The sequence below is a fragment of the Caballeronia sp. dw_276 genome (assembly GCF_018449635.1).
GTDB lineage: Bacteria > Pseudomonadota > Gammaproteobacteria > Burkholderiales > Burkholderiaceae > Caballeronia.
This window is the reverse complement of sequence record NZ_JAAVUV010000001.1, coordinates 328,108-349,967: the sequence shown is the minus strand read 5'-3', so window position 1 is coordinate 349,967 and position 21,860 is coordinate 328,108. Positions and strand designations below refer to the sequence as shown.

The window sequence follows — 21,860 nt, the reverse complement described above, 5'->3', positions numbered from 1 at the left end:
AGTAATCGCAACGCATATTATAATTTGTCTAACTAATTCAATCGCTTCTAGTTTGATCGACACCGTGCCGCATCGAGGCTTTTCCAAATCGACTCGTGACCTAATTACTTCGGCGAGCTTTCCAAGGCCTAAGCGCCGCACGGCACCGGCGTAAATAATATAGGCGTGCCAGCAAGGTCCAGCTAAGCACGATCCTGTCCCCGGCCTTAAGACGCGGGCGTTCGCGCCTATCGCTCCGAGTCCCCTTCCCGCGTCCGATTATCCTGACATTATGCAATCTTAAAAATTACAAAAAGCAAACTTCCTTCGATTATGCGAGATTGAAGCCGCCACTCGCACTGCGCACTTCAAGCTGAGTATTTGATTGAATTACGGATATGAAACGTCCTGATTAATAATTTCATTTCGGAATAACCAAACCCGACCATATAAAAAAGTGTCAAATTTATACAAATATTGCCATTTCGTAACAGCATTACTTTACAGTTATTCACAGGACGCCCACAAAATAAGGGCATGAATTGCGTAGTAAAGCCAAGTCGCCCAAGGGGCGGTAATTCGAGAGCGTTGTTTTCATCCGCAGCAGCGTCTGATAATTGGCACAGTTTGTGCTCGGTTTTTTATACCCCGCCGCCCCAACTTATATTTGCCGACATGCCGACCATTCAAGCAATCGAATCACACATGACAGCCTTCAGCGCCGTGCTCGCTGAGTGCACCGAGCTCAAATACCGCGTGGAGACGGAACGCGTGGCGGTATCGGCGATTACGGCTGCGCTCGTGGGCGCCAGCGAAACGCTCGTTCAGCGCGGCTGGATGACGCCGCAAAAGGTTCAGGGCCTGACCGTCTCCATGGAGGAAAATGCGCTCGATCTCAAGGCCGCGCTAGATGAGGTCGATGCTTCCATCGCCACCGCCATCGCGCCCGTAGAAGTGTTCGCGCAGGCGACCGAGCGCCTGAGAAATGCTCAAACACACGAATCTTCGTTCTTCGATACAGATGTCCGTGAGCCCGGCGCAGCGTCGCCTTCGCTGCTGGATATCGTCGGCGCGCAATATTCGGCACTATGCGAGAGGCTGCTGCGCAACGTCCGCGAACTGGCCAGCATTGCGGCCGGACGGCTGGATGACCTGCGGGAAAAAATCGATCAGCTCCAGTCATCGTTTGGTGAAATCACAGCCGCGATGGCCGGGCCGGGGTTTTATCGGGGAGCCGCTCCGCATCTCGTTACGCATCATTAGCGATGTGCGGAACATTTCCGGCCGTAACGTAACGCCGGAACACAAGTTCAACCGCCGCCCGCAGGTTTTCTGAGGCGGTCGCGAACATCAGTGCGGCTTTTGCGCGCCCTCACACGTACCGCGGAAATGGTTGATTCCGCATTGCACCGTGGCGTGATATCGTTTTCCCGACGGAGTTAAAACTTCCGGAAAACATCAATCATCTTCGTGAGCAATGCCATGAACGATGTACGCCACAATCTCGGCCCCAACGACCGCGTGGAATTGCTCTGCTGGCTTACCTGCGGGAGCCTCGGCGCGTATTACCTGAATGGTTCCTGGCCCACCGCGTCCTTTCATGTGCAAGCCGCGCATAAATGGCTCGACAGGCATCAACGGCAAGCGGAATGGCTTGCAATCGCGAAATTATCGGCAATTGCGGCGGACCTCGCGCAGCGGCATTCCGAACTGGTCGATGCCGACTGGGCCCGCGACGCGGTCGAAGAAATCCTCGATAGCGACGACCTCAACTACCAGTCGGAACTCGTGCTGCGTGTTCTGGACGAATGCAGGCGAGCGCTCGCCGACAAACGCCCGGCGGATTGATCGAACGCAGGTAGACCGCCTTACGTAAAACCGGTTATCCAAGCAAATGGATGCCGGTTCTACTCCTGATATACGAACCCTCCATGGATCGTCTGGCATCGCAATCCCTCTTCAAAAGCGCGTTGTCCTTCGCCCACCTTCCCGCGAGGGGTGATCGCGGATCGCTGCGAATTGAATACCGATGGTTGAATGCCGGCTGGACCGATGCCCCCATCGCCATGTTCCTGCACGAAGGTCTCGGCTCGGTTGCGATGTGGAAAGACTGGCCGCAAGCGCTTTGCGATCGGCTTGGCTTGCGTGGACTGGTCTATTCGCGGCCCGGTTACGGCGAGTCCACGCCACGCGAAGCCGGCACGAAATGGCCGGTCGATTTCCTGCACATTCAAGCCAGGGACGTACTCCCGGCATTGCTCGATGCCCTTGAAATAGACCCGCGCGAGCGCGCCCGGATGTGGGTGATCGGACACAGCGACGGGGGGTCCATCGCCCTGCTATACGCGGCGGCGTTTCCCGACTCACTGGCTGGCGTTGTTGCTATCGCGCCGCATGTGTTCGTGGAGAATATATCGGTGGAGATGATCAGGCAGGCCGCCGTGCAGTACACGCAAGGCGACTTGCGCAGCCGCTTGTCGCCCTATCACGCGGATGTGGATTCGGCCTTTTACGGATGGAACGATATCTGGCTGGACCCCGGATTCAGAGACTGGGACATCACGGGGCTTTTATCGTCCATCGACGTTCCACTTCTCGCGGTTCAAGGCGAGGACGACGAATACGCAACAATGGCCCAGATAGATGTCATTGCGTTGCATGCGCCGCACGCGACGCTCGTGAAGCTGCCCGCTTGCGGTCACTCACCGCACAAGCAATGCCCTGCAGCGCTCGACGCCGCGATCGCGGGATACGTTACTGGGAAGCGCACGTAAAGCATTGAGGCACAATGCTGGCAAATCCTAGTCGGGAGTACCAAGTGAACCCACGCCAGCCAGTCGATATTGCCCGGCATCTGCTCGTGATCGTCATCCTCATGGGGTTGATGATCGGCAGCATCTACATTCTCCGGCCATTCATTCCGGGACTGATCTGGGCTACGACCATCGTGGTCGCGACCTGGCCCGTCATGCTCGCGGTGCAGCGCCGCGTAGGCAATCGCCGATGGGCCGCGACGGCCATCATGCTCATCATGCTGGTGATCGTGATCGTCCTGCCGCTTTATAAAGCCATCTCGACGCTCGCGCTGCACGGCGGCGAGATCATGGCCGCCATCAAGAGCTTGCCGAACTATGCATTGCCACCACCGCCCGGCTGGATTGCTGAAATTCCGCTTGCGGGCCAGCGCATTGCACATGAATGGCAGACCATGTCCGACTCCGGCCCCGGCGGCATCCTGGCGCGGCTCGAACCGTATGTGACCATCGCCGCGCGCTGGCTGCTCGGCCATGCGGCCATCGTCGGCGTGTTCGTGATCCACATGTTCGTGACCATCATCATCTCCGGCATTCTCTACAGCCAGGGCGACCATGCAGCCCGCTTCGTCACGCGCTTTGCCACGCGGCTTGCCAGCCAGCGCGGCGCCGAGGCGGTCAAGCTCGCGGGCCTGGCCATCCGGGCAGTGGCGCTGGGGATCGTCGTGACAGCGGTCGTGCAATCGACCTTGGGCGGTATCGGCTTGTGGATTGCGGGCGTGCCCGCGGCCGGCATCCTGGCTGCGTTGATGCTCATGTTGTGCCTTGCGCAGATCGGGCCGTTGCTGCCCTTGCTCGGCGGCGTGGCTTATCTCTTCTGGCACGACTCGCAACTCGCCGCCATCCTGCTGCTGGTCTGGTCGGTCATGGTCGCCATGCTCGACAACTTCTTGCGGCCCATGCTCATCAAGCGCGGCGTCAATCTGTCGATGCTGCTGATCTTGTCCGGCGTGCTCGGCGGCATGTTTGCGTTCGGGATCGTCGGGTTGTTTATCGGGCCGGTGATTCTGGCAGTGACCTCGACGCTGCTGACAGCGTGGATCGATGAACCCGCGCCCGTGGCGCGTATTGCCACCGACGAAGAACGCGCCGTTACCTCGGAACACGCAGGCAAGATCTAGCGTTTTGGCGCGTAGTCCGCCATGTGCTCAAAGAACTTGAGTGCACGCGGGTCGTCGGCGTGGGCCGTGTTGATGCGAACCCACGCCGACGTCTCGCCGTTCGGCCGATAGTAGCTCCCCGGCGCGAGCGTGATCCCGAACTTGAGCGCCTGCTCGACGAGCACCATGGAATCGTCGATATGCGGCACGCGCGTCCAGATGAAATTGCCGCCGCTGGGTTCATCGAATACTTCCCAGCCGTGTTCCTCGATCCGCTGCACCGCCGTCGATAACGCGTCGCGAACCCTTCGCCGCAGCCGCTCCAGATATTTCCTGTACGTGCCGCGCTCGAGCAGCGCCGCCACCACGCATTCGCTGAAACGCGAGCCACCGAGACTCGTCAGCACTTTGACATCGACGAGATCCTTCACCAGCTCGCGCTTGGCGGCCAGATACCCGATGCGCAACGACGACGACAAGGTCTTCGATAACCCGCCGAGATAGATCACGTGATCGAGCTGATCGAGCGACGCCAGGCGTTGCGTCGGCGTTGCCTGGAAGTCGGCATAGATATCGTCTTCCACGATGGTGAAGTCGTGCTGCTGCGCGAGCTGCAGCAGCTTGAACGCGACTTGCGGCGCGATGTTGGTCGCGGTCGGGTTATGGAACACCGTGTTGATGAAGAACAGCTTCGGCTTGATGGTTTTCAGCAGATGCTCGGCGACATCGACATCGGGCCCGGTTGCAAGACGCGGCACGCCGACAATTTTCACACCCTGCAGCTTGAGCAAGCCGAACAGGTTGTAATAACCGGGATCTTCAACCAGCACCGTGTCACCCGCCTTCAGCATGAAGCGCACGATCAGGTCGAGTCCCTGGCTCGCGCCGGTCGTGACAATGATGTTCGATACGTCCGCCTCGACACCGACGTGCGCGAGGCGCATCTGGATCTGATGGCGCAGGTTTGCATCGCCATGCGGCATTGCATAGTCGATGACGCTGCTCGGGTCCATCCGCATCACTTGCCGCACGGTTTGCGTGATGCCTTCCAGATCGCGCCACGCTTCGGGCACGAAACCGCTGCTGAGTTTCAACGTCTCGCCGGGATAGTTGAACTGCTGCAGGATCTGGTTCGATTCCTCTTCGGCAAGACGCGGATCCGACCCGCCGCCCGGCTCCTCGCTCCCCATATGGTTTGCAACGAAGAAACCGGAACCGTGCTTGGGCACGATCATGCCCAACGACGAAAGCCGGTCGTACGCCTCGATCACCGGAAAGCGGCTGATCTGCTGGCTCGCCGCCAGCGCACGGATGGACGGCAGCTTCGCGCCCGACAGCAACTGGCGAGTGCGGATCAGGTTCGTGATGCCGGACACGAGCTGATCGGTCATCGGAACGCCGCTGCTTGCGCTGATTTCGAGGTTCATCGTCTGATCTTTGGAAGTGTGCAGGGAAAATCACTGAACAGTGCGGCACAACTGTTCGTGAGTGTACATTTTCAAGATTGAAGTTTAAATAAATAATGCAGTCAAGAGGCCGTCTCTTTGTGAGCGGCCAGGATGGGAGAGCGACATGCGTGAAATCCGGACTTTGGAGCAGCAACCCAGCGAAGCGCCAGCCTGCTGGTTGATCGACCGGCCTCATACCCTGACTGTGTGCCGGGGAACAGTGTGGGTCACCATTGAAGGCGACACTGCCGACTGGTGGCTGCGCGCAGGCGATACACTCGAACTCGCGCCGCGATCGAAGGTGTGGATCAGCGCATCGGAACCGGACAGCCGTTTCATGCTGGCATCGGCGCCGGTGTTTTCGAGCATGCGCCGCTTCGCCTTGCCGCTTTACTGGATGCTGGCGCGTATGAGTCAGCGCAGGACACGGGCAATGTGAATGCGCGGGGGCCGGCCAGCCCTGACCATTCAACGAATGCAGATAAAACAACATGAACGATCGAATTCCGTCCTTTAATTCTTCGGGTACTTCCGGCGCATTCGGCGTGGCTTGCCCTTCGGTGCTGCCGCTTTCATCGATATTGCCCGAAGAGCCGCTCCTGATGATGGGCGCCGGTCCGGTGCCGATCCCTGATGCCGTCGCGAAAGCCAATGGCGTGGTGATCAACCATCTCGGTTCGACCATGGCTGCGGTTATCGGCCAGGTGAAGACCATGGCGCGCTACGTATTCCAGACGGAATCGAAATGGGTGATGGGCGTGGCGGGCCCGGGATCGGGCGCCATGGAAATGGCGATCACGAACCTGGCGTGGAAGGATTCGCGCGTGCTCAGCATCTGCAACGGCTTCTTCAGCGAGCGCATGGCGGAGATGGCGCGGCGTACGGGCGCGGTCGTGGAGACGCTGAAAGTGAGCGACGGAAGCGCCGCCGATACGGCCAAGGTCGCCGAGGCGATCGAGCGCTTCCGGCCGGAAGTCGTCACTATCGTCCATGGCGAAACGTCGAATACTGTCTGGAACCGCAGCCTCGAATCCATCGCGGCGGTGGCGAGCGCTGCGGGCGCGCTGGTTGTCGTCGATGCCGTCTGCACGCTCAGCACCATGCCCCTGCCAATGGACGCGTGGGGTATCGACGCGGTGATCACGGGTGGCCAGAAAGGGCTTTCGTCCATTCCGGGCGTATCGCTGCTCGCGTTCTCCGAAAAAGCGTGGGAACGCATTACGTCGCGTCCGGTGCCGCATACGCACTGGTGCTTCGATGCATCGCTCGCTGCGAACTTCTGGCACAACGCGTCTTATCACTACACGGCGCCCGTGTCGGGCGTGCTCGCCTTGCACGAGGCGTTGCGCCTCGTCTGCGCGGAGACGCTGGAACGCCGTTTCGCGCGGCATCTGCGATGTTCGACGGCGCTGCAGGCAGGCGTCGAGGCGTTGTCCCTGAAGCTTTATGTGCCGAAGGAAAGCCGCCTGAATTCGGTGGTCGGCATCGAGGTGCCCAAAGGCGTGACCGGCGCCGATATCTGCGCGCATATCTCGCGCAAACATCACGTGGAGATCGCCGGTTCGTTCGGCGCGCCGATTGTGCGGATCGGGCAGATGGGCGAACAATGCCGCGAGCATCATCTTTTCCGTACCATCCACGCGCTCGGCCGCACGATGGTCGATCTCGGGGTTCCGGTCGATCTTCCGGGCGGCGTCGCGGCGCTGGAAAGGTCGTTATCCGCGGCTTGACGTATTTGTTTTGATGCCGCAGGAATCAAAGCCCGCTTAAAGCGGGCTTTTTGTATTTTCAAACGATGAAATCAAAACAATGATTGCATGATTATCTCTTGGCTCAGTACGTTAATAGAATAGTCGGATTCCGTTATAACGATTCCGGTCATCTCAGAATTAAAATGAACCGAGAGATTTGAACACTTCCCGTCAACCTACAATTAAAAGCTTGAAGAAGCACGGGCCAGTTGTTAAGTTAGGCGAATTCCCAACCGCTCTGTAATCAGCCGCGCGGGCCGCCGTACGGGCTAGAAACGCACTAGCCGTAGAGCGAACTGTTCAACATAAAGCAACGTACCGCATTTAATTTCCCTCATGAAAAATCCGTAATCAACACCGTCTTCGCGATTAATTCAGCGCCTCATCGGCGTGAAGCTCCGGAATATTTCTTAATTCTTTTTTAAATTGCGATCAATCGATCGCGGGGTTGCACTCGCCTGGAGAAAGTCCATGAACACGGTTTCATCGAAACAAACACCGGCGGCGTCTTTTCAGCTTGGCGGTCCACGAGCCTGGTGGATCTGGGCGCTGTCGGTTGCGTTCGTCATCTATCTTTTCAGCGTGCAAACGGGATACTCGATCGTCAATCCCGAGGTGAAGAAAAGTGCATCGCTGACGGTGGAGCAGGTTGCATCGATTGCGGCCGTCTATACGTGGGTCTTCGCCGTCTGCCAGTTCTTCGGCGGCGCGTTGCTCGACCGGCTGGGCGCGCACAAGGTCTTGCCCATATCCGTGGTGCTCGTCACCGCCGGCGTGTTCCTGTTCGCCAACGCCGAGAGTTACGGCACGTTGCTCGTCTCGCAGTTCGTGATGGCCGTCGGCGCCTGTACCGGCTTTGTAGGCGCGGGTTATATAGGCGGGCAGTGGTTCGGCATGGGGCGCTTCAACTTCATGTTCGGGCTCGTGCAATTTTGCGCGTCGCTTTCGTCGGCGTTTTCAGTCAACGCGCTGCAGTGGGGCTTGAGCGAGATGCCCTGGCGCGAACTGTTCAACTTCGTCGGTGCGGCGGGCGTGGTGTTGTCGGTGCTCGCCTTCCTTTTCCTGAAAAATCCGACGCCCGTGGAGTCGACCGGCGGAGGCGCCGGCGCGTTCGTCCATTCGGTGCTCGATGCACTTCTCCAGGTCGCCAAGATCCCGCACGTCTGGATCTCGGCGCTGATCTGCTCGGCGTTGTTCGGCAGCATGCTCGCGGCCGGCGTGGTCTGGACGCCCATGCTCATGGAGACGCGCGGCGCCTCCCCCGCCACGGCGGCGTTCAGTTCGTCGCTGCTGTGGCTGGGTCTTGCGGCGGGCTGCCTCGTAATTCCGGCTCTCTCCGACAAGATCGAACGGCGCAAGTTGCCTATCGTGATCGGCATTGCCGTTCAGCTGGCGTGCGCGGGCGCGTTGTTGTATCTGCCGACCATGTCCATTCCAGTCGCGATGGTCCTCAACTTCCTGTTCGGCTTTGCCAACGCCGCGCACATGCTTACATTCAGCAGCGCCGCCGACGTGGTGCCGCCGCAATTGATCGGTACATCGGCGGCTTTTGTGAACGGCCTCGCGTTTATCGCCGGCGGGATCATGATTGCGGCGCCCGGCTCGAGAGTGGTGTCCGGCATTGCGGCGGGCCTGACCGACCACACGCTGGCCATCGCGGAATATGCGGCGACGCCGATTACCTACTCGCTGATTGCGTCGTTTGTCATCTCACTGATCATGAAGGAATCGCATCCGGCCCGGCGCCGCTGATCACCTCCTTCGACACGAAAGCCGGCCGCTCGGCCGGCACACTTTCCAGGAATTCGACATGACTTCACTCAAAGCCTTGCGTGCCGACGTGGTGACCTTCAGCGGCGACCCGTTTCTCCAGACGCCCGAGCAATGCCTCGTCCATATTCCCGATGCGATCGTCGTGATCGACAAAGGCCAGATCGTCGATGTCGGCCCGGCTTCCGAAGTAACGCCGCGCCTGCCAGCGGGAACGCAGGTTCAGCACTATCCCGACGCGATCATTTCGGCGGGGTTTATCGATACCCATATCCACTATCCGCAAACCGAGATGATCGGCGCGTACGGCGAACAGTTGCTGGAATGGCTCAACACGTACACGTTCGTCGCCGAGCAGAATTTCGCCGATAAAAACCATGCCGACATGGTCGCCAAGGTGTTCCTGCGCGAACTGTTGCGCTCGGGCACGACGACGGCCGCGGTGTATTGCACCGTGCATCCCGGATCGGTCGATGCGTTCTTCGAGGAATCGTCGCGCTTCAATACCCGCATGGTCGCGGGCAAGGTGTTGATGGACCGCAACGCGCCCGCCGCATTGCTCGATACCGCCGAACTCGCCTATTCCATGAGTTCGGACCTGATCGCAAAGTGGCACAAGCGCGGGCGCCAGTTGTATTGCATCACGCCGCGCTTCGCGCCCACGAGCACGGACGCGCAACTCGATGTCTGCGGCACCCTGCTCAAGGAAACGCCCGATGCCTACGTGCAAACGCATCTGTGCGAGAACGTCGATGAAATCGCGTGGGTCATGGAGCTGTTTCCCGAGCGCAAGAGTTATCTGGACGTGTACGCGCATGCGGGCATTGTCGGACCGCGTTCAATCTACGGCCACGGCATTCACCTGACCGAAGACGATCTCTGCACGTGTCATCAGACCGGTGCCGCGCTGGCGCACTGCCCGACATCGAATTTCTTCCTTGGCAGCGGCCTGTTCCGTGTCTTCGATGCCAAGAACCCGAAGCGCCCTGTTCGCGTAGGCCTGGGCACGGACGTGGGCGCAGGCACGAGCTTTTCACAACTGCAATCGCTGAACGAGGCCTACAAGGTCGCGCAGATGAACCAGACGAAGCTCAACGCTATCCAGGCGTTTTACCTCGCCACGCGAGGCGGGGCTGAGGCGCTGTACTTGCAGGACAGGATCGGCACGGTTGCGAAGGGTTATGAGGCCGATCTCGTGATCCTCGACCGCAAGGCAACGCCCCTGATGTCGTTCCGCTCGGGTTATTGCAAGGACATCGTGGAACAGCTTTTCGTGCTGATGACCCTCGGCGATGACCGCGCGATCAAGGCCACGTATGTTGCGGGCGAACAGGTCTACGAGCGCAGTCCATCCGGCGATGGATTCCGTTATCCGCTGGCCGCCTGATTCCAGGCACGACTCTTTTTCCTTTCACGCAGGCTCGAACGACCGATCCGCACCGCACGGTGTGATCCGCGTTCGTTCGCCTGCATTTTCCTGGTCGGGGGATGCGTGAAGAACCGTATTTGTTTTGCATCGAAAGGCGTCAAGGCGCTTGTATCCGTGATAGCAACCGGCATGTTGTATGGCGGTGCCGCGAACGCGCAATCGAGCGTCCAACTGTACGGGCAAGTGGATGCCTGGGTGGGCGCGCAGAAACTCCCCGGCGGCGCGCGCGCTTGGACGTTGGGCGGCGGCGGCATGTCGACATCGTATTGGGGCTTGAAGGGCACGGAAGACCTCGGCGGCGGATACAAGGCGATCTTCGCGCTCGAAGACTTTTTCCGCCCGCAAAACGGCGCCTACGGCCGCTTCCAGGGCGACTCGATGTTCTCGCGCGATGCCTACGTCGGCATCCAGTCGCCGTACGGAACCGTGACCGCGGGGCGGCTGACCACGTCGCTGTTTGTATCGACGATTCTCTTCAACCCCTTCGCCGATTCATACACGTTCTCGCCGATGGTCTATCACGTGTTTCTCGGCCTCGGCACGTTCCCCGCCTACACGACCGATCAGGGCGTGGTCGGCGATTCGGGCTGGGACAACGCAATCTCCTACTCGACCCCGGACTATCATGGCCTGAGCGGCACCGCGATGTACGGGTTCGGCAACAAGGCCGGCGAAAACGGCCAGCACAAAGTGAGCGCGCAGCTCCAGTATTTCAGTGGGCCTTTCGCGGCAACGGGCGTCTACCAGTACGTCAACTTCAATACGCAGCCCGACGACCTCAGCTCGCTGGTTTCGGGCATGCAGAGCCAGTCCGTAGCGCAACTCGGCGTGTCCTATGACTTACGCGTGGTCAAGCTGTTCGGCCAGTACATGTACACCGACAACACAGTACGCACCGGCAACTTTCATATCAACACCGCGCAAGGCGGCGTGACGGTCCCTCTCGGACCCGGATCCGTGATGGCCTCCTACGCGTATTCGCGCGACGGCGGCGGCCTCGACCAGACGCGGCAAACCTGGGCGCTCGGCTACGACTATCCGTTATCGAAGCGCACCGATCTCTATGCCGCCTACATGAACGACCGTATCACCGGGCAATCGACGGGTGACACCTTCGGCGCCGGCGTGCGCGCGAAGTTCTGAAGGCACGCGCGTAACGATGTAAGGTCCATCACAGGTTTTTGCTTTAGTCTTGGCGTTTCTCAGGAAACACGCCAGGCAAACGCACAAACCTATGGATTATTTTGCAGCGGTACGCGCGTTCGTCCATGCCGCCGAACGGGAAAGCTTCAGCAAGACGGCGCTCGAAATGGGCGTCAAGACATCGACCGTTTCGCGCTATGTGAGCGAACTGGAAAAGGATTTGGGGATCGCCCTTTTCAACCGGTCCACGCGAGGCCTCGTGCTCACCGAAGGCGGCCGCGTCTTCCGCGAACATGCGCTTGTCGCGCTGCAGGCGCTCGATGACGCCCGCGCGCTGACTTCATCGCTGAATCAGACGCCGCAAGGCGTGCTGCGCATCACCATGCCCGTGGCGTTCGGGCATCGTCATGTGGTGCCGCATCTGCCGGCGTTCATGCAACGCTATCCGGATATTGACGTCGATATCGTCGTGACCGACGAGACGCTGAACATGATCGAAGGGGGTATCGATGTAGCCGTGCGGATCGGCGCCCTGCCCGATTCGCTGTTGATGGCACGCCGCCTTGCGCCGCACCGGCGGATTGTGTGCGCGAGTCCCGGATATTTCGAGCGCAACGGGACGCCTTCCAAGCCCGGCGATCTGCAAAATCACGAATCGCTACGTCTCGCGCTGCAACCCGACGATCGATGGTTTTTCTTGAAGCTCGAGGACGCATCTGAGCCAATGCTCGTGGAAGTAAAAGGACGGTTTCGCGGCGACGATTCCGAGGCCGTCCTGCAACTTGCACTTGCCGGTTGCGGCGTGGCGTTGCTGCCCACCTGGCTTGTCGGAACCGCGTTGCGTGACGGGAGTCTCGTACACGCGCTTAGCGATTGGGAAGCGCGCACCGCGCGCGCCGAACCGGCGATCTGGGCGGTGTATCCGCCGAAGAAAATCGTCTCGTCGAAGGTCCGCGCGTTTGTCGATTTTCTCGCCGAAGTGATCGGCGAGCCGCCGTATTGGGAAGACGGGCTCGCCTCCTGACGTTAATGCGCGAAGCGGATGTCGAGCGTGCGCAGGTACGTCTGCAACCCGGCGTCCTGGATTGGAATCACATAAGCGTCGCCATCCGATTCATTGAAATGCGCGTGCCAGTATCCCGGCGGCGTGACGAAGGCCATGCCCGGCTCCCAATCGACGCGCGTCGGGTTCGCAATCCTGCCGTTCTCGTCCAGCTCCGTGCCGACGAGCGTATAGCAACCCGGCTCACATCCCGCGATGAAATCAAGCGCTATCGATTGATGCCGATGCGGCTTTTGCTCTGAGTTGGGCGTGACCACGCCGAACATCGCCCAGAGGGTGTGCGTGACCGTTCGTGTCTGCGGGAAATGGACGTTGCCAAGCAGCACGCTGATGCGGTTGCGCCGTGCGGCGTTCGCGTCCTCCCTCACCTTTTTCAGTTCGGCCTGCGCCCGCGCTGCCGGATAAAGCGTCGCGGCAAAACGCGACGCAACGGATGTCACGCCAAGGTACGTCAGCAATGGCGCGTCGTTGACGTAGTAGAGCGTCGCGGCCGTATCGGCGCTGAGGCTGGCGGTTTCGCCTCCCGGCAGCGTGAAGAAATCGCCCTGCGCGAACGGGAAGTTCGCCGCGCCTTGCGTGACGTTTCCAGCGCCGCTGATCACATAACAAACCTGCGACGTCGCGATTGGCGCGAGCTTGAGTTCGTCGCCCGCATTGATGCGCACAAAGTTCGCGCTGAGGCCGGGGCCTGTCGCGGGGCTGGGGCAATTCAGCTCGGCCGACAAGTCGAGCGGCACGATGCGCGTCTTGCCATCGGCATAAAGCGACGGCGAAAAATTGCGGAACGGCACGCGCGAAATGAGCTTCGCGCCGATGGGATTCGCCGACGACGTGTACTCGAAGTACTGCGCATCATCGGTTGCGGACGATGCTTCGGCGAGCGTGGCGGAGGACGTTTTATTCAGCATGGCAAGCTCCTTTCAAGTGGGCGTTCAATGGGGTAACGCCACTTTAAGGAGAGGGCGGTTCGCGCAGAAGCGCCTTGCATCGAAATCACCTTTGCGTAAAAGGGGGTATCGATAGGACGGCCTTTCAGAACTCCTCAGGCTTCAGCGCATTTCGCGCCGATCTGCTGCGCCATGCGCGCGATCGCAATGCAAATCCGCTTCTCGCGGCGCGCGTCCATGCGTCCTATCGGCACGCTGGTGCTCACAGCCAGCCGCTTGCCGTGCGGAGTTTCCCCCACATACGCCGCAAAGCACGTCAGCCCCGCCGCCGCTTCCTCGCATTCGCTCGCGAGCCCGGTTTCCCGGACGCGCGCAAGTTCCCGCAGCAAGGCCGAGCGCCGCGTGATCGTTCGCGGTGTCGCGGCCGCGAGCCTGTCAGGCAGCAACTGAAGCAATTGCGCGTCGGGAATGGTCGCGAGCAAAGCCTTGCCGAGCGCGCACGAATGCGCCGGCAGCCGCGATCCAAGATCCGATACGAGCCGCACCGCACGGCGCGAATCCTCCCGGGCGATATACACCACGTCGCGGCCGTCAAGCGTGGCGAGTTGCACGACCTCGTTGTGCGTCGCGACAAATGCCGCGGCCTGCGACCGGAACGCTGCCTGGAAACCATCGTGGCGAACGAATGCGCTTCCCAGCTCGAACAGCTTCACGCCGATGATGTAGCCATCGCCCCGTTTCTCGATCCAGAACTGGCGCTCAAGCGAATCCAGCAGCAGGTACAACGTGCTGCGCGATAAACCCGTGGCTTCGTGCAGCGCAGACGCACGTACCGGCGCGCGCGCGTTGGCGAGGACTTGAAGTACATCATTGGCGCGCCGCAGCGCGGGCACTTCGTAGGTACGCTCGGCGGTGTCGCTTCTCATTTTGACTGTTCGTTTTTTTGTCCAACAGGTTGGAATTATCTACAACATAATGGACAACTCGATACCCCGATAATACGATCAAGGGCTCGATTTCCACCAGCCCGGACACTACCATATGGCTTCGTTTTCCCCTTCCGCCTGCCTTCCCGATGATCTCGACCGTGCGGTGCTTATCGGCCGTGTCTGGCGTCCGGCCCCTGTCAACGGCCCGTCTGTAGTCTGCGTTCGTGGGGGACAGGTCATCGACATCACGCACATCGCGCCGACAACAGCCGATCTGTTCGAACGCGCCGACGCACTCGATATCGTCCGCCATGCCGAAGGCGAATCGCTGGGTTTGGTCGAAGACATCGTGCGTGCGAGCTTCGATCCGAATTCGACCGGCGTCAAATTGCTCGCACCGTGCGACGTGCAGGCCGTCAAGGCATGCGGCGTGACCTTTGCGGTCAGTTTGCTCGAGCGCGTGATCGAAGAGCAGGCCGGCGGCGACGCCAGCAAGGCGAAAGAAGTGCGCGAAACCATCAACACGCTGATCGGTGCAGACCTTTCCAAGATCGTGCCGGGTTCGGAAAGCGCGGAGAAGCTGAAGGCCGAACTCGAGCGCCGCGGCGCGTGGTCGCAATACATGGAAGTCGGCATTGGCCCGGACGCCGAGGTATTTTCCAAATCGCAGCCGATGTCCTCGGTCGGACTTGGCGCGGATATCGGCCTGTACCGGACGTCGATCTGGAACAACCCCGAGCCCGAGATCGTGCTCGCCGTGAACAGCGTGGGGAAGATTGTCGGCGCGACGCTTGGCAACGACGTTAATTTGCGCGACATCGAAGGTCGCAGCGCGCTGCTGCTCGGCAAGGCAAAGGACAACAACGGGTCATGCGCGATCGGCCCGTTCATTCGCCTTTTCGATGGCGAATTCACACTAGATTCGGTCCGCCAGGCCAGCGTGTCATTGCGAATCGAAGGCGCCGACGACGGCTTCACGCTCGACGGCATCAGCCACATGAGCGAGATCAGCCGCGACCCCGCCGACCTCGTCGAGCAGACAATCGGCGCGCACCATCAGTACCCTGACGGCCTGATGCTGTTCCTTGGCACAATGTTCTCGCCGATCAAGGATCGGGACACGCCGGGCGGCGGTTTCACGCATCACATGGGCGACGCGGTAACGATTTCGGCGCCGACGCTCGGTGCACTGGTGAACACCGTGCGCCGTTCGGAAGAAATCACGCCGTGGACATTCGGGGTTCGCGCGCTGTACAAGAATCTGGCCGAACGAGGTATTTCGCTCGGCCAAAAATAAGGAGGCGCAAAAAACGCCGTTCGATCCGCGTCTATTCTTTCGGGCGCGGATTTTTATCGATGGTCGAAGGCAGCGCCGCTTCCGTCGCCGTCTGAGGCTTAGTGCTGTTGGCCGAATCACCTTCGTTTGACGACGCACCTTTCGACTTGTCATCTTTCGCGTAGTCGTTCGCTTCCATTGGCGTCGGACGCTTGGCCTCGTCTATTCCTTCGGCGGGTCGTTCGAGTCTGGGATCAGGGTTCTGCAACGGCGCGTCGGGCGCGCGCACGCCTTGCCGGGCATCGCCCCCGGTTGCCGCCCCGCCGGGCAGATTGCCAATGGAGCCGCCGCCGCTCGCGCCCGATCCGCTGTCGCCAAGCGGTTTGCCATCTTCTTTCTCGCGTTCTATCCGGGCCATGATGCGTTCCTGTCTGTGGTCGATGATCAATACAGACAGCAACTCACATTCCACCGCTTCCCGATGTTTGCCGGAAACGTTACGCTAGGTATTCAAAGCAGGTTCTTTTTGCAACCGTCGTGCTGATCTCAAACCATGCCAGTTTATGACTATGAATGCCCGGAATGCGGTCATTTCGAAACCGCTCGGCGAATTGCTGAACGCAATGACGCCACCGCGTGCCCGCAATGCGGCTTGACGGCGCAGCGGGTTGTCGTGGGCGCGCCGTCGCTGTCCGGTGAAACCGCGGAATCCACAGGAGGGTACGGAATGCGGCACATGGGTGGGTGCGCGTGTTGCAGATAAGCCGATGAACGCCAGGGCTCGCATCTTCCGATGCGTTATCGAAATAGCAGATTGCGTAGCGGCTTTTGTGGCGATATGTAATAAGAAACGCAGGGAGCGCGATACGCTCGGAATCCTGGTGGGCCGGGTGGGATTCGAACCCACTGTCGGTCGATTATGAGTCGACAGCTTATACCAATTAAGCTTCCGGCCCTATGTGCAGCTGATGGCATATAAACGCTGCCGCGATGACTAAGCGCGTTCGCCGTGCATCGCGAAGGTCTGCGAGTTTGCCCTGAAACGGGCTATAAAACAAGCGCGGCGGCCCAAAATCGGGCCGCCGCGCTCGGGTGCTACATCCACGCCCCAACCATCAATTCCCTTCCAGGAACGACTTCAGCTTGTCCGAACGGCTCGGATGGCGGAGCTTGCGCAGCGCCTTCGCCTCGATCTGGCGGATCCGCTCGCGCGTCACATCAAACTGCTTGCCCACTTCTTCAAGCGTGTGGTCCGTACTCATCTCGATACCAAAACGCATGCGCAGCACCTTCGCTTCACGCGGCGTCAACGAGTCCAGCACGTCCTTCACCACGTCGCGCATGCTGGCATGCAGCGCGGCGTCGGCAGGGGCGACCGTATTCGTATCTTCGATAAAGTCGCCCAGATGCGAGTCGTCGTCGTCCCCGATCGGCGTTTCCATGGAGATCGGTTCCTTCGCGATCTTCATGATCTTGCGGATCTTGTCTTCCGGCATTTCCATCTTTTCGGCGAGCGTTGCCGGATCCGGTTCAAGACCGGTTTCCTGCAGGATCTGCCGCGAAATACGGTTCATCTTGTTGATCGTTTCGATCATGTGAACCGGAATCCGGATGGTGCGCGCCTGGTCGGCAATCGAACGCGTGATGGCCTGACGGATCCACCATGTGGCGTACGTGGAAAACTTGTAGCCGCGGCGATATTCAAACTTGTCCACCGCCTTCATCAAGCCAATGTTGCCTTCCTGGATCAGGTCGAGGAACTGCAGGCCGCGGTTCGTATATTTCTTCGCAATCGAAATCACGAGACGCAAGTTCGCTTCCGTCATTTCGCGTTTAGCCTGACGCGCCTTCAGTTCGCCGGCCGCCATTTGACGGTTGGTTTCCTTCAGGTCCTTGAGCGGCAATACCACGCGCGCCTGCAAGTCCAGCAGACGTTGTTGCTGCTCGCGAATCGCCGGGACGTTACGCGCGAGGATCACGCTGTAGCCATGGTTCTCCGCAACGACCTTCTCCGACCATTCGAGGTCCGTTTCGCTACCCGGGAACCGCGCGATGAACTCGGCACGCGGCATGCCGCATTTATCGACGACGGTATGCAGGATCTGACGTTCCACCTGACGCACTTCGTCCACTTGCGCGCGCAACGTGTCGCACAGGCGCTCGACGGTCCGCGCGGTAAAGCGAATGGTCATCAACTCGCTCTGAATGGCTTCCTGCGCCTTCAAATAAGCCTTCGACTTGTAGCCTTCCTTCTCGTACGCGCGGCGCATCTTGTCGAACCACTCGCTGATCAGCGAGAATTTTTCGAGCGATGCACGCTTGAGCGCTTCCAGCTGCGCGGCGTTGGCGTTGGCCTGGGCGGTGGTTTCGTCGACTTCTTCCTCGTCGTCGCTGCTTTCGTCGGCTTCCTCTTCGTCCTCGCTTTCGATGGCTTCCGCTTCCTGCTCGGAGAAACCATCGGCGTCGGCGGCGTTCGGATCGATCAAGCCATCCACAAGCTCATCCACGCGCGTTTCTTCGTTCTGCACACGCTCGGCCATGGCGAGGATATCCGCGATGGTCGTCGGGCACGCCGAAATAGCCATCACCATATGCTTGAGGCCATCTTCGATGCGCTTCGCAATCTCGATTTCGCCTTCGCGCGTGAGCAGCTCGACCGTTCCCATTTCGCGCATGTACATGCGCACGGGATCGGTCGTACGGCCGAATTCGGAATCGACGGTGGACAGTGCGACTTCGGCTTCTTCCTCGACTTCATCATCCGACGATGCCGCAGGCGCATTGTCGTTGAGCAGCAGCGTTTCAGCGTCCGGCGCCTGTTCGTAGACGGCCACGCCCATGTCGTTGAACGTGCTGATGATCCCTTCGATAGCTTCCGTTTCCGTGAAGTTATCGGGCAGGTGATCGTTGATTTCCGCGTAGGTCAGGAAGCCGCGTTCCTTGCCGAGCTTGATCAGCGCGCGCAGCTTCGCGCGGCGCTCTTCGAGCTCCTCAACGGTACCGGGAGCGCTCGAGGCGAACGCGTCCTTCAACAGCGCCTTTTCCTTGGCACGCCGGTCGCGCGCCTTGACCTTTTCGACCTTGACCGGAGGCGCGGCTACGGCTTCCGCTGCGGGCACCGCAGGATCGGCCTGGACGTTTTGCGCGTTTTGCGTTGCGTCGTCATCGACGGGTACTTCATTCAGCTTTTTCGTCATGGAGTTCGCCGTACCGGCATTAGTCTCGACTCGCGGCTGCTGGACGACAGCCGATGGAACCGTGGATACTGAATGTGTGCGCGCTGCCTCGTCCTGCGTCGACACGACTTTCCGGGCATTACGCCGTCCGGGGTCCTGCGCCGGACCTCGCTTCACGACGCGCATGCGAGTCTGCTTCGACTCCTGCTTCGTGACGCGTTTCCGGCCCGCATTAGCAGCCGCTTCCGTTGCACTCGCTTGCTTGCCGGCCGAACTTCCGGCCTTCTCCGCTTCGCCCGCCGCACCTGACTGGCCGGAAATCCTGCCGGCCTGGCCTGTCGACTGACCCCGCGTCTTTTTGCCTGGCGGCCTGACGGCTTGCGCCGCCCGGGCCTGCCCCGCACTCACTGCCGATGCAACCGAGCTTTGCTTCTTAGTGCTCAAAGCAGACGAATTCGAAGGTGAAGGAACGGCTGCCGCGCGGTTTCTGGACGCTCCAGAGGAAGAAACTGACCGGCTTTGGGCCACCGCCCGCTTCGACTCGTTCGAGCCGCTTGCCGTTGCTTTCTTCCCGCTAGCAGTCTTAACCATGCGTGCCCCACCTCATTTCGCAAATGAGCACAAAAGTCAAAAAAACAACTTGCTGAAAACCTTTAATTGTAGCATGCAAGATTTATATGTCCCGACTCGCCCCCCGTGCAGCCTTGATTTGAGCAGCTTTAACCGATAACTCCGAAAACTCGGCAATTTCTTCTGCCGTCAGGCTGGCCTGCTGGGCCAGCTGATCCAGCCGGTTCCTATAACTGTCGTGCCGAAGCTTGACCACGGTTGCTTGCAATTCTTCCGCCAGATGCTTTTTTTGCTCCTGAACCCGCTCGTTGGCGGATTCGTCGGCGGGGTCGCGCATCAGCAGGTCCCGCACGTTTTCATCATAGGCGAGAATTTCCTGGAAGATATCCTCGTAAGTCGGGGCGTTCGCGGCGTTGCGCAACAGATCCGACAACATCTGGAACTCCGCCGTCTCGCCCAGTTCCCGAGCGTGTCCGATCACCTCGCTGAATAACTCGCCATGTTCGGTCATGGTCACGAGCGACTGCTCGCTTTCGTGATCGAGCGTTGTGTAGATCGACGGATACATCACCAGATTGCGCAGCGCCCGTTGCTCATGCCCTTTGACCCGGCGCCGCTCGCTCTTTGGCAACGCGGCCCGGGCGACCGCTGCGGCGCGTGAATCGATGTCACACAATGCCGCAATTTCGCCGAACGGTGTATTAAGCCGATCGGCCAGCATGTGCAGGATCTGCACACGCAATGCGTTGGCTGGGAGCGCCTGCAACAGCGGTTTGGCATCGAAAAGCGCCTTGGCGCGGCCTTCCGGCTGGTCGAGCTCCTTGTCGTTCAGGATCTCGTTGAGCAGGAACTGCGAGAGCGGCATGGCGCGATCGACCTGTTCACCAAAACCGTCCGTGCCGAACTCGCGCACGTAACTGTCCGGGTCGTGTTCCTTCGGCAGGAACAGGAAGCGGATGGTGCGATTATCAGCGGCGTGCGGCAAGCATGCTTCGAGCGCGCGACGCGCGGCGCGGCGGCCGGCAGAATCGCCATCGAAGCTGAATACCACGGTTTCGGTCTGACGAAACAGCTTCTGGACGTGGACCGGCGTACACGCCGTTCCAAGCGTGGCGACCGCGTTAGCAAAACCAAGCTGGGCGAGGGCAACGACGTCCATGTACCCTTCGACGACCAGCGCGTAGCCAAGTTCACGAATGGCCAGACGTGCTTCGAAAAGCCCGTAAAGCTCGCTGCCCTTGCTGAAAAGTGGCGTCTCCGGCGAGTTCAGGTACTTGGGTTCGCCACCATCCAGCACACGCCCGCCAAATCCAATCACGTTACCCTTCACATTGCGGATCGGGAACATGACCCGTTCGCGGAAGCGGTCGTATCGGCGGGATTGGCCTTGGTTGTCGCTTTTTTCGCTCACGATCACCAAGCCGGCTTCCACCAGGTTGTCATTCTTGTACTCGGGAAACGCGCTTTCCAGGTTCTGCCAGCCGTCAGGGGCGTAGCCGAGTCCGAAACGCAACGCGATTTCGCCCGTGAGCCCGCGTTTTTTCAGATATTCGATGGCGTTAGGCGCCCCGCGCAGTTGCTTCCTGTAGAAGTCGCAGGCGGTTTGCATGACCTCGGTTAATGCAACGCTCACGGCCTTGCTCGGCGCAGGCGAATAGCCTTCGCCGGATCCGCCCGAGAGCCGCGACGGCTCCTGCGGAACCGTCAAACCCACTGATTGGGCGAGTTCCTGAACGGCCTCCGGGAAGGTGAGCGCCGTGTGCTCCATGAGAAAGCTGATTGCCGTACCGTGCGCGCCGCAGCCGAAGCAGTGATAGAACTGCTTGGTCGGGCTGACCGTGAACGACGGACTCTTCTCGTTGTGAAACGGGCACAGGCCCATGAAATTCGCGCCGCCCTTCTTCAACTGGACGAACCTGCCCACCACGTCGACGATATCGACGCGGTTCAGCAAGTCCTGAAGAAACGAATGCGGAATCACTAATTAATTCTTTTGCTAGGTCTTTATAAGAAGCTTATTTGGCGAGCGCCGCTTTTACCAGGGCGGATACCGCCGTCATGTCCGCACGTCCGGCCAGCTTCGGCTTCAGCACGCCCATCACCTTGCCCATATCCTGCGGACCTGCTGCGCCCGTTGACGCCACGGCCGCCTGGATCTCGGCGTTGATGTCATCGGCTGATAATTGTTCCGGCATGTAGGCGGACAGAACCGACAATTCGGCTTGTTCCTTCGCGACCAGGTCGTCGCGCGCTGCTGTCTGGAACTGGCTGATGGAGTCCTTGCGCTGCTTGATCATCTTGTCGATAACCGCCGTGATCGCCGCGTCGTCCAGCGTGACACGCTCGTCGACTTCGCGCTGCTTGATCGCCGCGAGCAGCAGCCGAATGGTTCCGAGGCGCTCGGTTTCGCGGGCGCGCATCGCGGTTTTCATGTCGTCGGTGATCTGGTCTTTAAGGCTCATTGCTTGGGAACTCTGCTGATGCTGGGTTGAGAATATTCTGCCATTCACCGCTCAATGCAAAAAC

The 21,860-nt window shown here is 60.0% G+C and carries 19 protein-coding genes and 1 tRNA gene; 12 read left to right on the top strand and 8 right to left on the bottom strand.

Annotation, left to right across the window (positions count from 1 at the left end; genetic code table 11):
* The first annotated feature begins 684 nt into the window (after positions 1 to 684).
* The 4 genes from HB633_RS01505 to ydiK all read left to right on the top strand — a co-directional run bounded on the left by HB633_RS01505 (position 685) and on the right by ydiK (position 3,913).
* Positions 685 to 1,242: a hypothetical protein gene (locus HB633_RS01505; protein ID WP_213776294.1), complete on the top strand. Its 558-nt coding sequence runs from the start codon at positions 685 to 687 to the stop codon at positions 1,240 to 1,242.
* 219 nt (positions 1,243 to 1,461) lie between these two features.
* Entirely contained in the window at positions 1,462 to 1,827 is a 366-nt protein-coding gene (locus HB633_RS01500; RefSeq protein WP_213776293.1) for a hypothetical protein, read from the top strand.
* A gap of 83 nt (positions 1,828 to 1,910) precedes the next feature.
* Positions 1,911 to 2,753 carry an alpha/beta fold hydrolase gene (locus HB633_RS01495; protein ID WP_213776292.1) on the top strand — a complete coding sequence of 281 codons (843 nt, stop codon included), beginning with the start codon at positions 1,911 to 1,913 and terminating at the stop codon, positions 2,751 to 2,753.
* 44 nt (positions 2,754 to 2,797) lie between these two features.
* Entirely contained in the window at positions 2,798 to 3,913 is a 1,116-nt protein-coding gene (gene ydiK, locus HB633_RS01490) for an AI-2E family transporter YdiK (protein ID WP_346730243.1), read from the top strand.
* Here the strand turns inward: ydiK and HB633_RS01485 are convergent.
* Positions 3,910 to 5,319: a PLP-dependent aminotransferase family protein gene (locus tag HB633_RS01485; protein ID WP_213776290.1), complete on the bottom strand. Its 1,410-nt coding sequence runs from the start codon at positions 5,317 to 5,319 to the stop codon at positions 3,910 to 3,912. The two genes, ydiK and HB633_RS01485, sit on opposite strands and share 4 nt — an antisense overlap.
* A gap of 145 nt (positions 5,320 to 5,464) precedes the next feature.
* Between HB633_RS01485 and HB633_RS01480 the strand changes: the two genes are divergently transcribed.
* The 6 genes from HB633_RS01480 to HB633_RS01455 all read left to right on the top strand — a co-directional run bounded on the left by HB633_RS01480 (position 5,465) and on the right by HB633_RS01455 (position 12,457).
* Positions 5,465 to 5,779 (top strand): DUF2917 domain-containing protein, encoded by a 315-nt coding sequence (locus tag HB633_RS01480; protein ID WP_213776289.1) that lies wholly within the window; start codon positions 5,465 to 5,467, stop codon positions 5,777 to 5,779.
* 52 nt (positions 5,780 to 5,831) lie between these two features.
* Entirely contained in the window at positions 5,832 to 7,070 is a 1,239-nt protein-coding gene (locus HB633_RS01475; RefSeq protein ID WP_213776288.1) for an aminotransferase class V-fold PLP-dependent enzyme, read from the top strand.
* Positions 7,071 to 7,562: 492 nt separating this feature from the next.
* Positions 7,563 to 8,843 carry an MFS transporter gene (locus HB633_RS01470; protein ID WP_213776287.1) on the top strand — a complete coding sequence of 427 codons (1,281 nt, stop codon included), beginning with the start codon at positions 7,563 to 7,565 and terminating at the stop codon, positions 8,841 to 8,843.
* 58 nt (positions 8,844 to 8,901) lie between these two features.
* A complete protein-coding gene (gene guaD / locus HB633_RS01465) occupies positions 8,902 to 10,248 on the top strand; it encodes a guanine deaminase (protein WP_213776286.1) in 1,347 nt (448 codons plus the stop codon).
* A gap of 171 nt (positions 10,249 to 10,419) precedes the next feature.
* On the top strand, positions 10,420 to 11,433 hold the full coding sequence (locus HB633_RS01460) for a porin (RefSeq protein ID WP_213776568.1): 1,014 nt from the start codon (positions 10,420 to 10,422) through the stop codon (positions 11,431 to 11,433).
* Between the two features lie 91 nt (positions 11,434 to 11,524).
* On the top strand, positions 11,525 to 12,457 hold the full coding sequence (locus HB633_RS01455; RefSeq protein ID WP_213776285.1) for a LysR family transcriptional regulator: 933 nt from the start codon (positions 11,525 to 11,527) through the stop codon (positions 12,455 to 12,457).
* A 2-nt stretch (positions 12,458 to 12,459) separates the two neighbouring features.
* On the opposite strand, the gene HB633_RS01450 is transcribed toward HB633_RS01455, so the two are convergent.
* Positions 12,460 to 13,404: a cupin gene (locus HB633_RS01450; protein WP_213776284.1), complete on the bottom strand. Its 945-nt coding sequence runs from the start codon at positions 13,402 to 13,404 to the stop codon at positions 12,460 to 12,462.
* Positions 13,405 to 13,538: 134 nt separating this feature from the next.
* Positions 13,539 to 14,309 (bottom strand): IclR family transcriptional regulator, encoded by a 771-nt coding sequence (locus tag HB633_RS01445; protein WP_213776283.1) that lies wholly within the window; start codon positions 14,307 to 14,309, stop codon positions 13,539 to 13,541.
* 115 nt (positions 14,310 to 14,424) lie between these two features.
* Between HB633_RS01445 and HB633_RS01440 the strand changes: the two genes are divergently transcribed.
* Positions 14,425 to 15,609: a fumarylacetoacetate hydrolase family protein gene (locus HB633_RS01440; protein ID WP_213776282.1), complete on the top strand. Its 1,185-nt coding sequence runs from the start codon at positions 14,425 to 14,427 to the stop codon at positions 15,607 to 15,609.
* A 31-nt stretch (positions 15,610 to 15,640) separates the two neighbouring features.
* On the opposite strand, the gene HB633_RS01435 is transcribed toward HB633_RS01440, so the two are convergent.
* The gene (locus HB633_RS01435) at positions 15,641 to 16,006 is read right to left on the bottom strand and encodes a hypothetical protein (protein ID WP_213776281.1); all 366 of its coding nucleotides are present in this window, start codon (positions 16,004 to 16,006) and stop codon (positions 15,641 to 15,643) included.
* Between the two features lie 135 nt (positions 16,007 to 16,141).
* Between HB633_RS01435 and HB633_RS01430 the strand changes: the two genes are divergently transcribed.
* The gene (locus HB633_RS01430; RefSeq protein WP_213776280.1) at positions 16,142 to 16,351 is read left to right on the top strand and encodes a zinc ribbon domain-containing protein; all 210 of its coding nucleotides are present in this window, start codon (positions 16,142 to 16,144) and stop codon (positions 16,349 to 16,351) included.
* A gap of 116 nt (positions 16,352 to 16,467) precedes the next feature.
* Here HB633_RS01430 and HB633_RS01425 read toward each other — a convergent pair.
* The 4 genes from HB633_RS01425 to HB633_RS01410 all read right to left on the bottom strand — a co-directional run bounded on the left by HB633_RS01425 (position 16,468) and on the right by HB633_RS01410 (position 21,796).
* Positions 16,468 to 16,544: transfer RNA gene (locus HB633_RS01425), tRNA-Ile, on the bottom strand.
* 159 nt (positions 16,545 to 16,703) lie between these two features.
* The gene (gene rpoD, locus HB633_RS01420; protein WP_218626657.1) at positions 16,704 to 18,950 is read right to left on the bottom strand and encodes an RNA polymerase sigma factor RpoD; all 2,247 of its coding nucleotides are present in this window, start codon (positions 18,948 to 18,950) and stop codon (positions 16,704 to 16,706) included.
* Between the two features lie 487 nt (positions 18,951 to 19,437).
* On the bottom strand, positions 19,438 to 21,315 hold the full coding sequence (gene dnaG / locus HB633_RS01415; RefSeq protein WP_213776279.1) for a DNA primase: 1,878 nt from the start codon (positions 21,313 to 21,315) through the stop codon (positions 19,438 to 19,440).
* A gap of 34 nt (positions 21,316 to 21,349) precedes the next feature.
* Entirely contained in the window at positions 21,350 to 21,796 is a 447-nt protein-coding gene (locus tag HB633_RS01410) for a GatB/YqeY domain-containing protein (RefSeq protein ID WP_213776278.1), read from the bottom strand.
* Between the last annotated feature and the right edge of the window lie 64 nt (positions 21,797 to 21,860).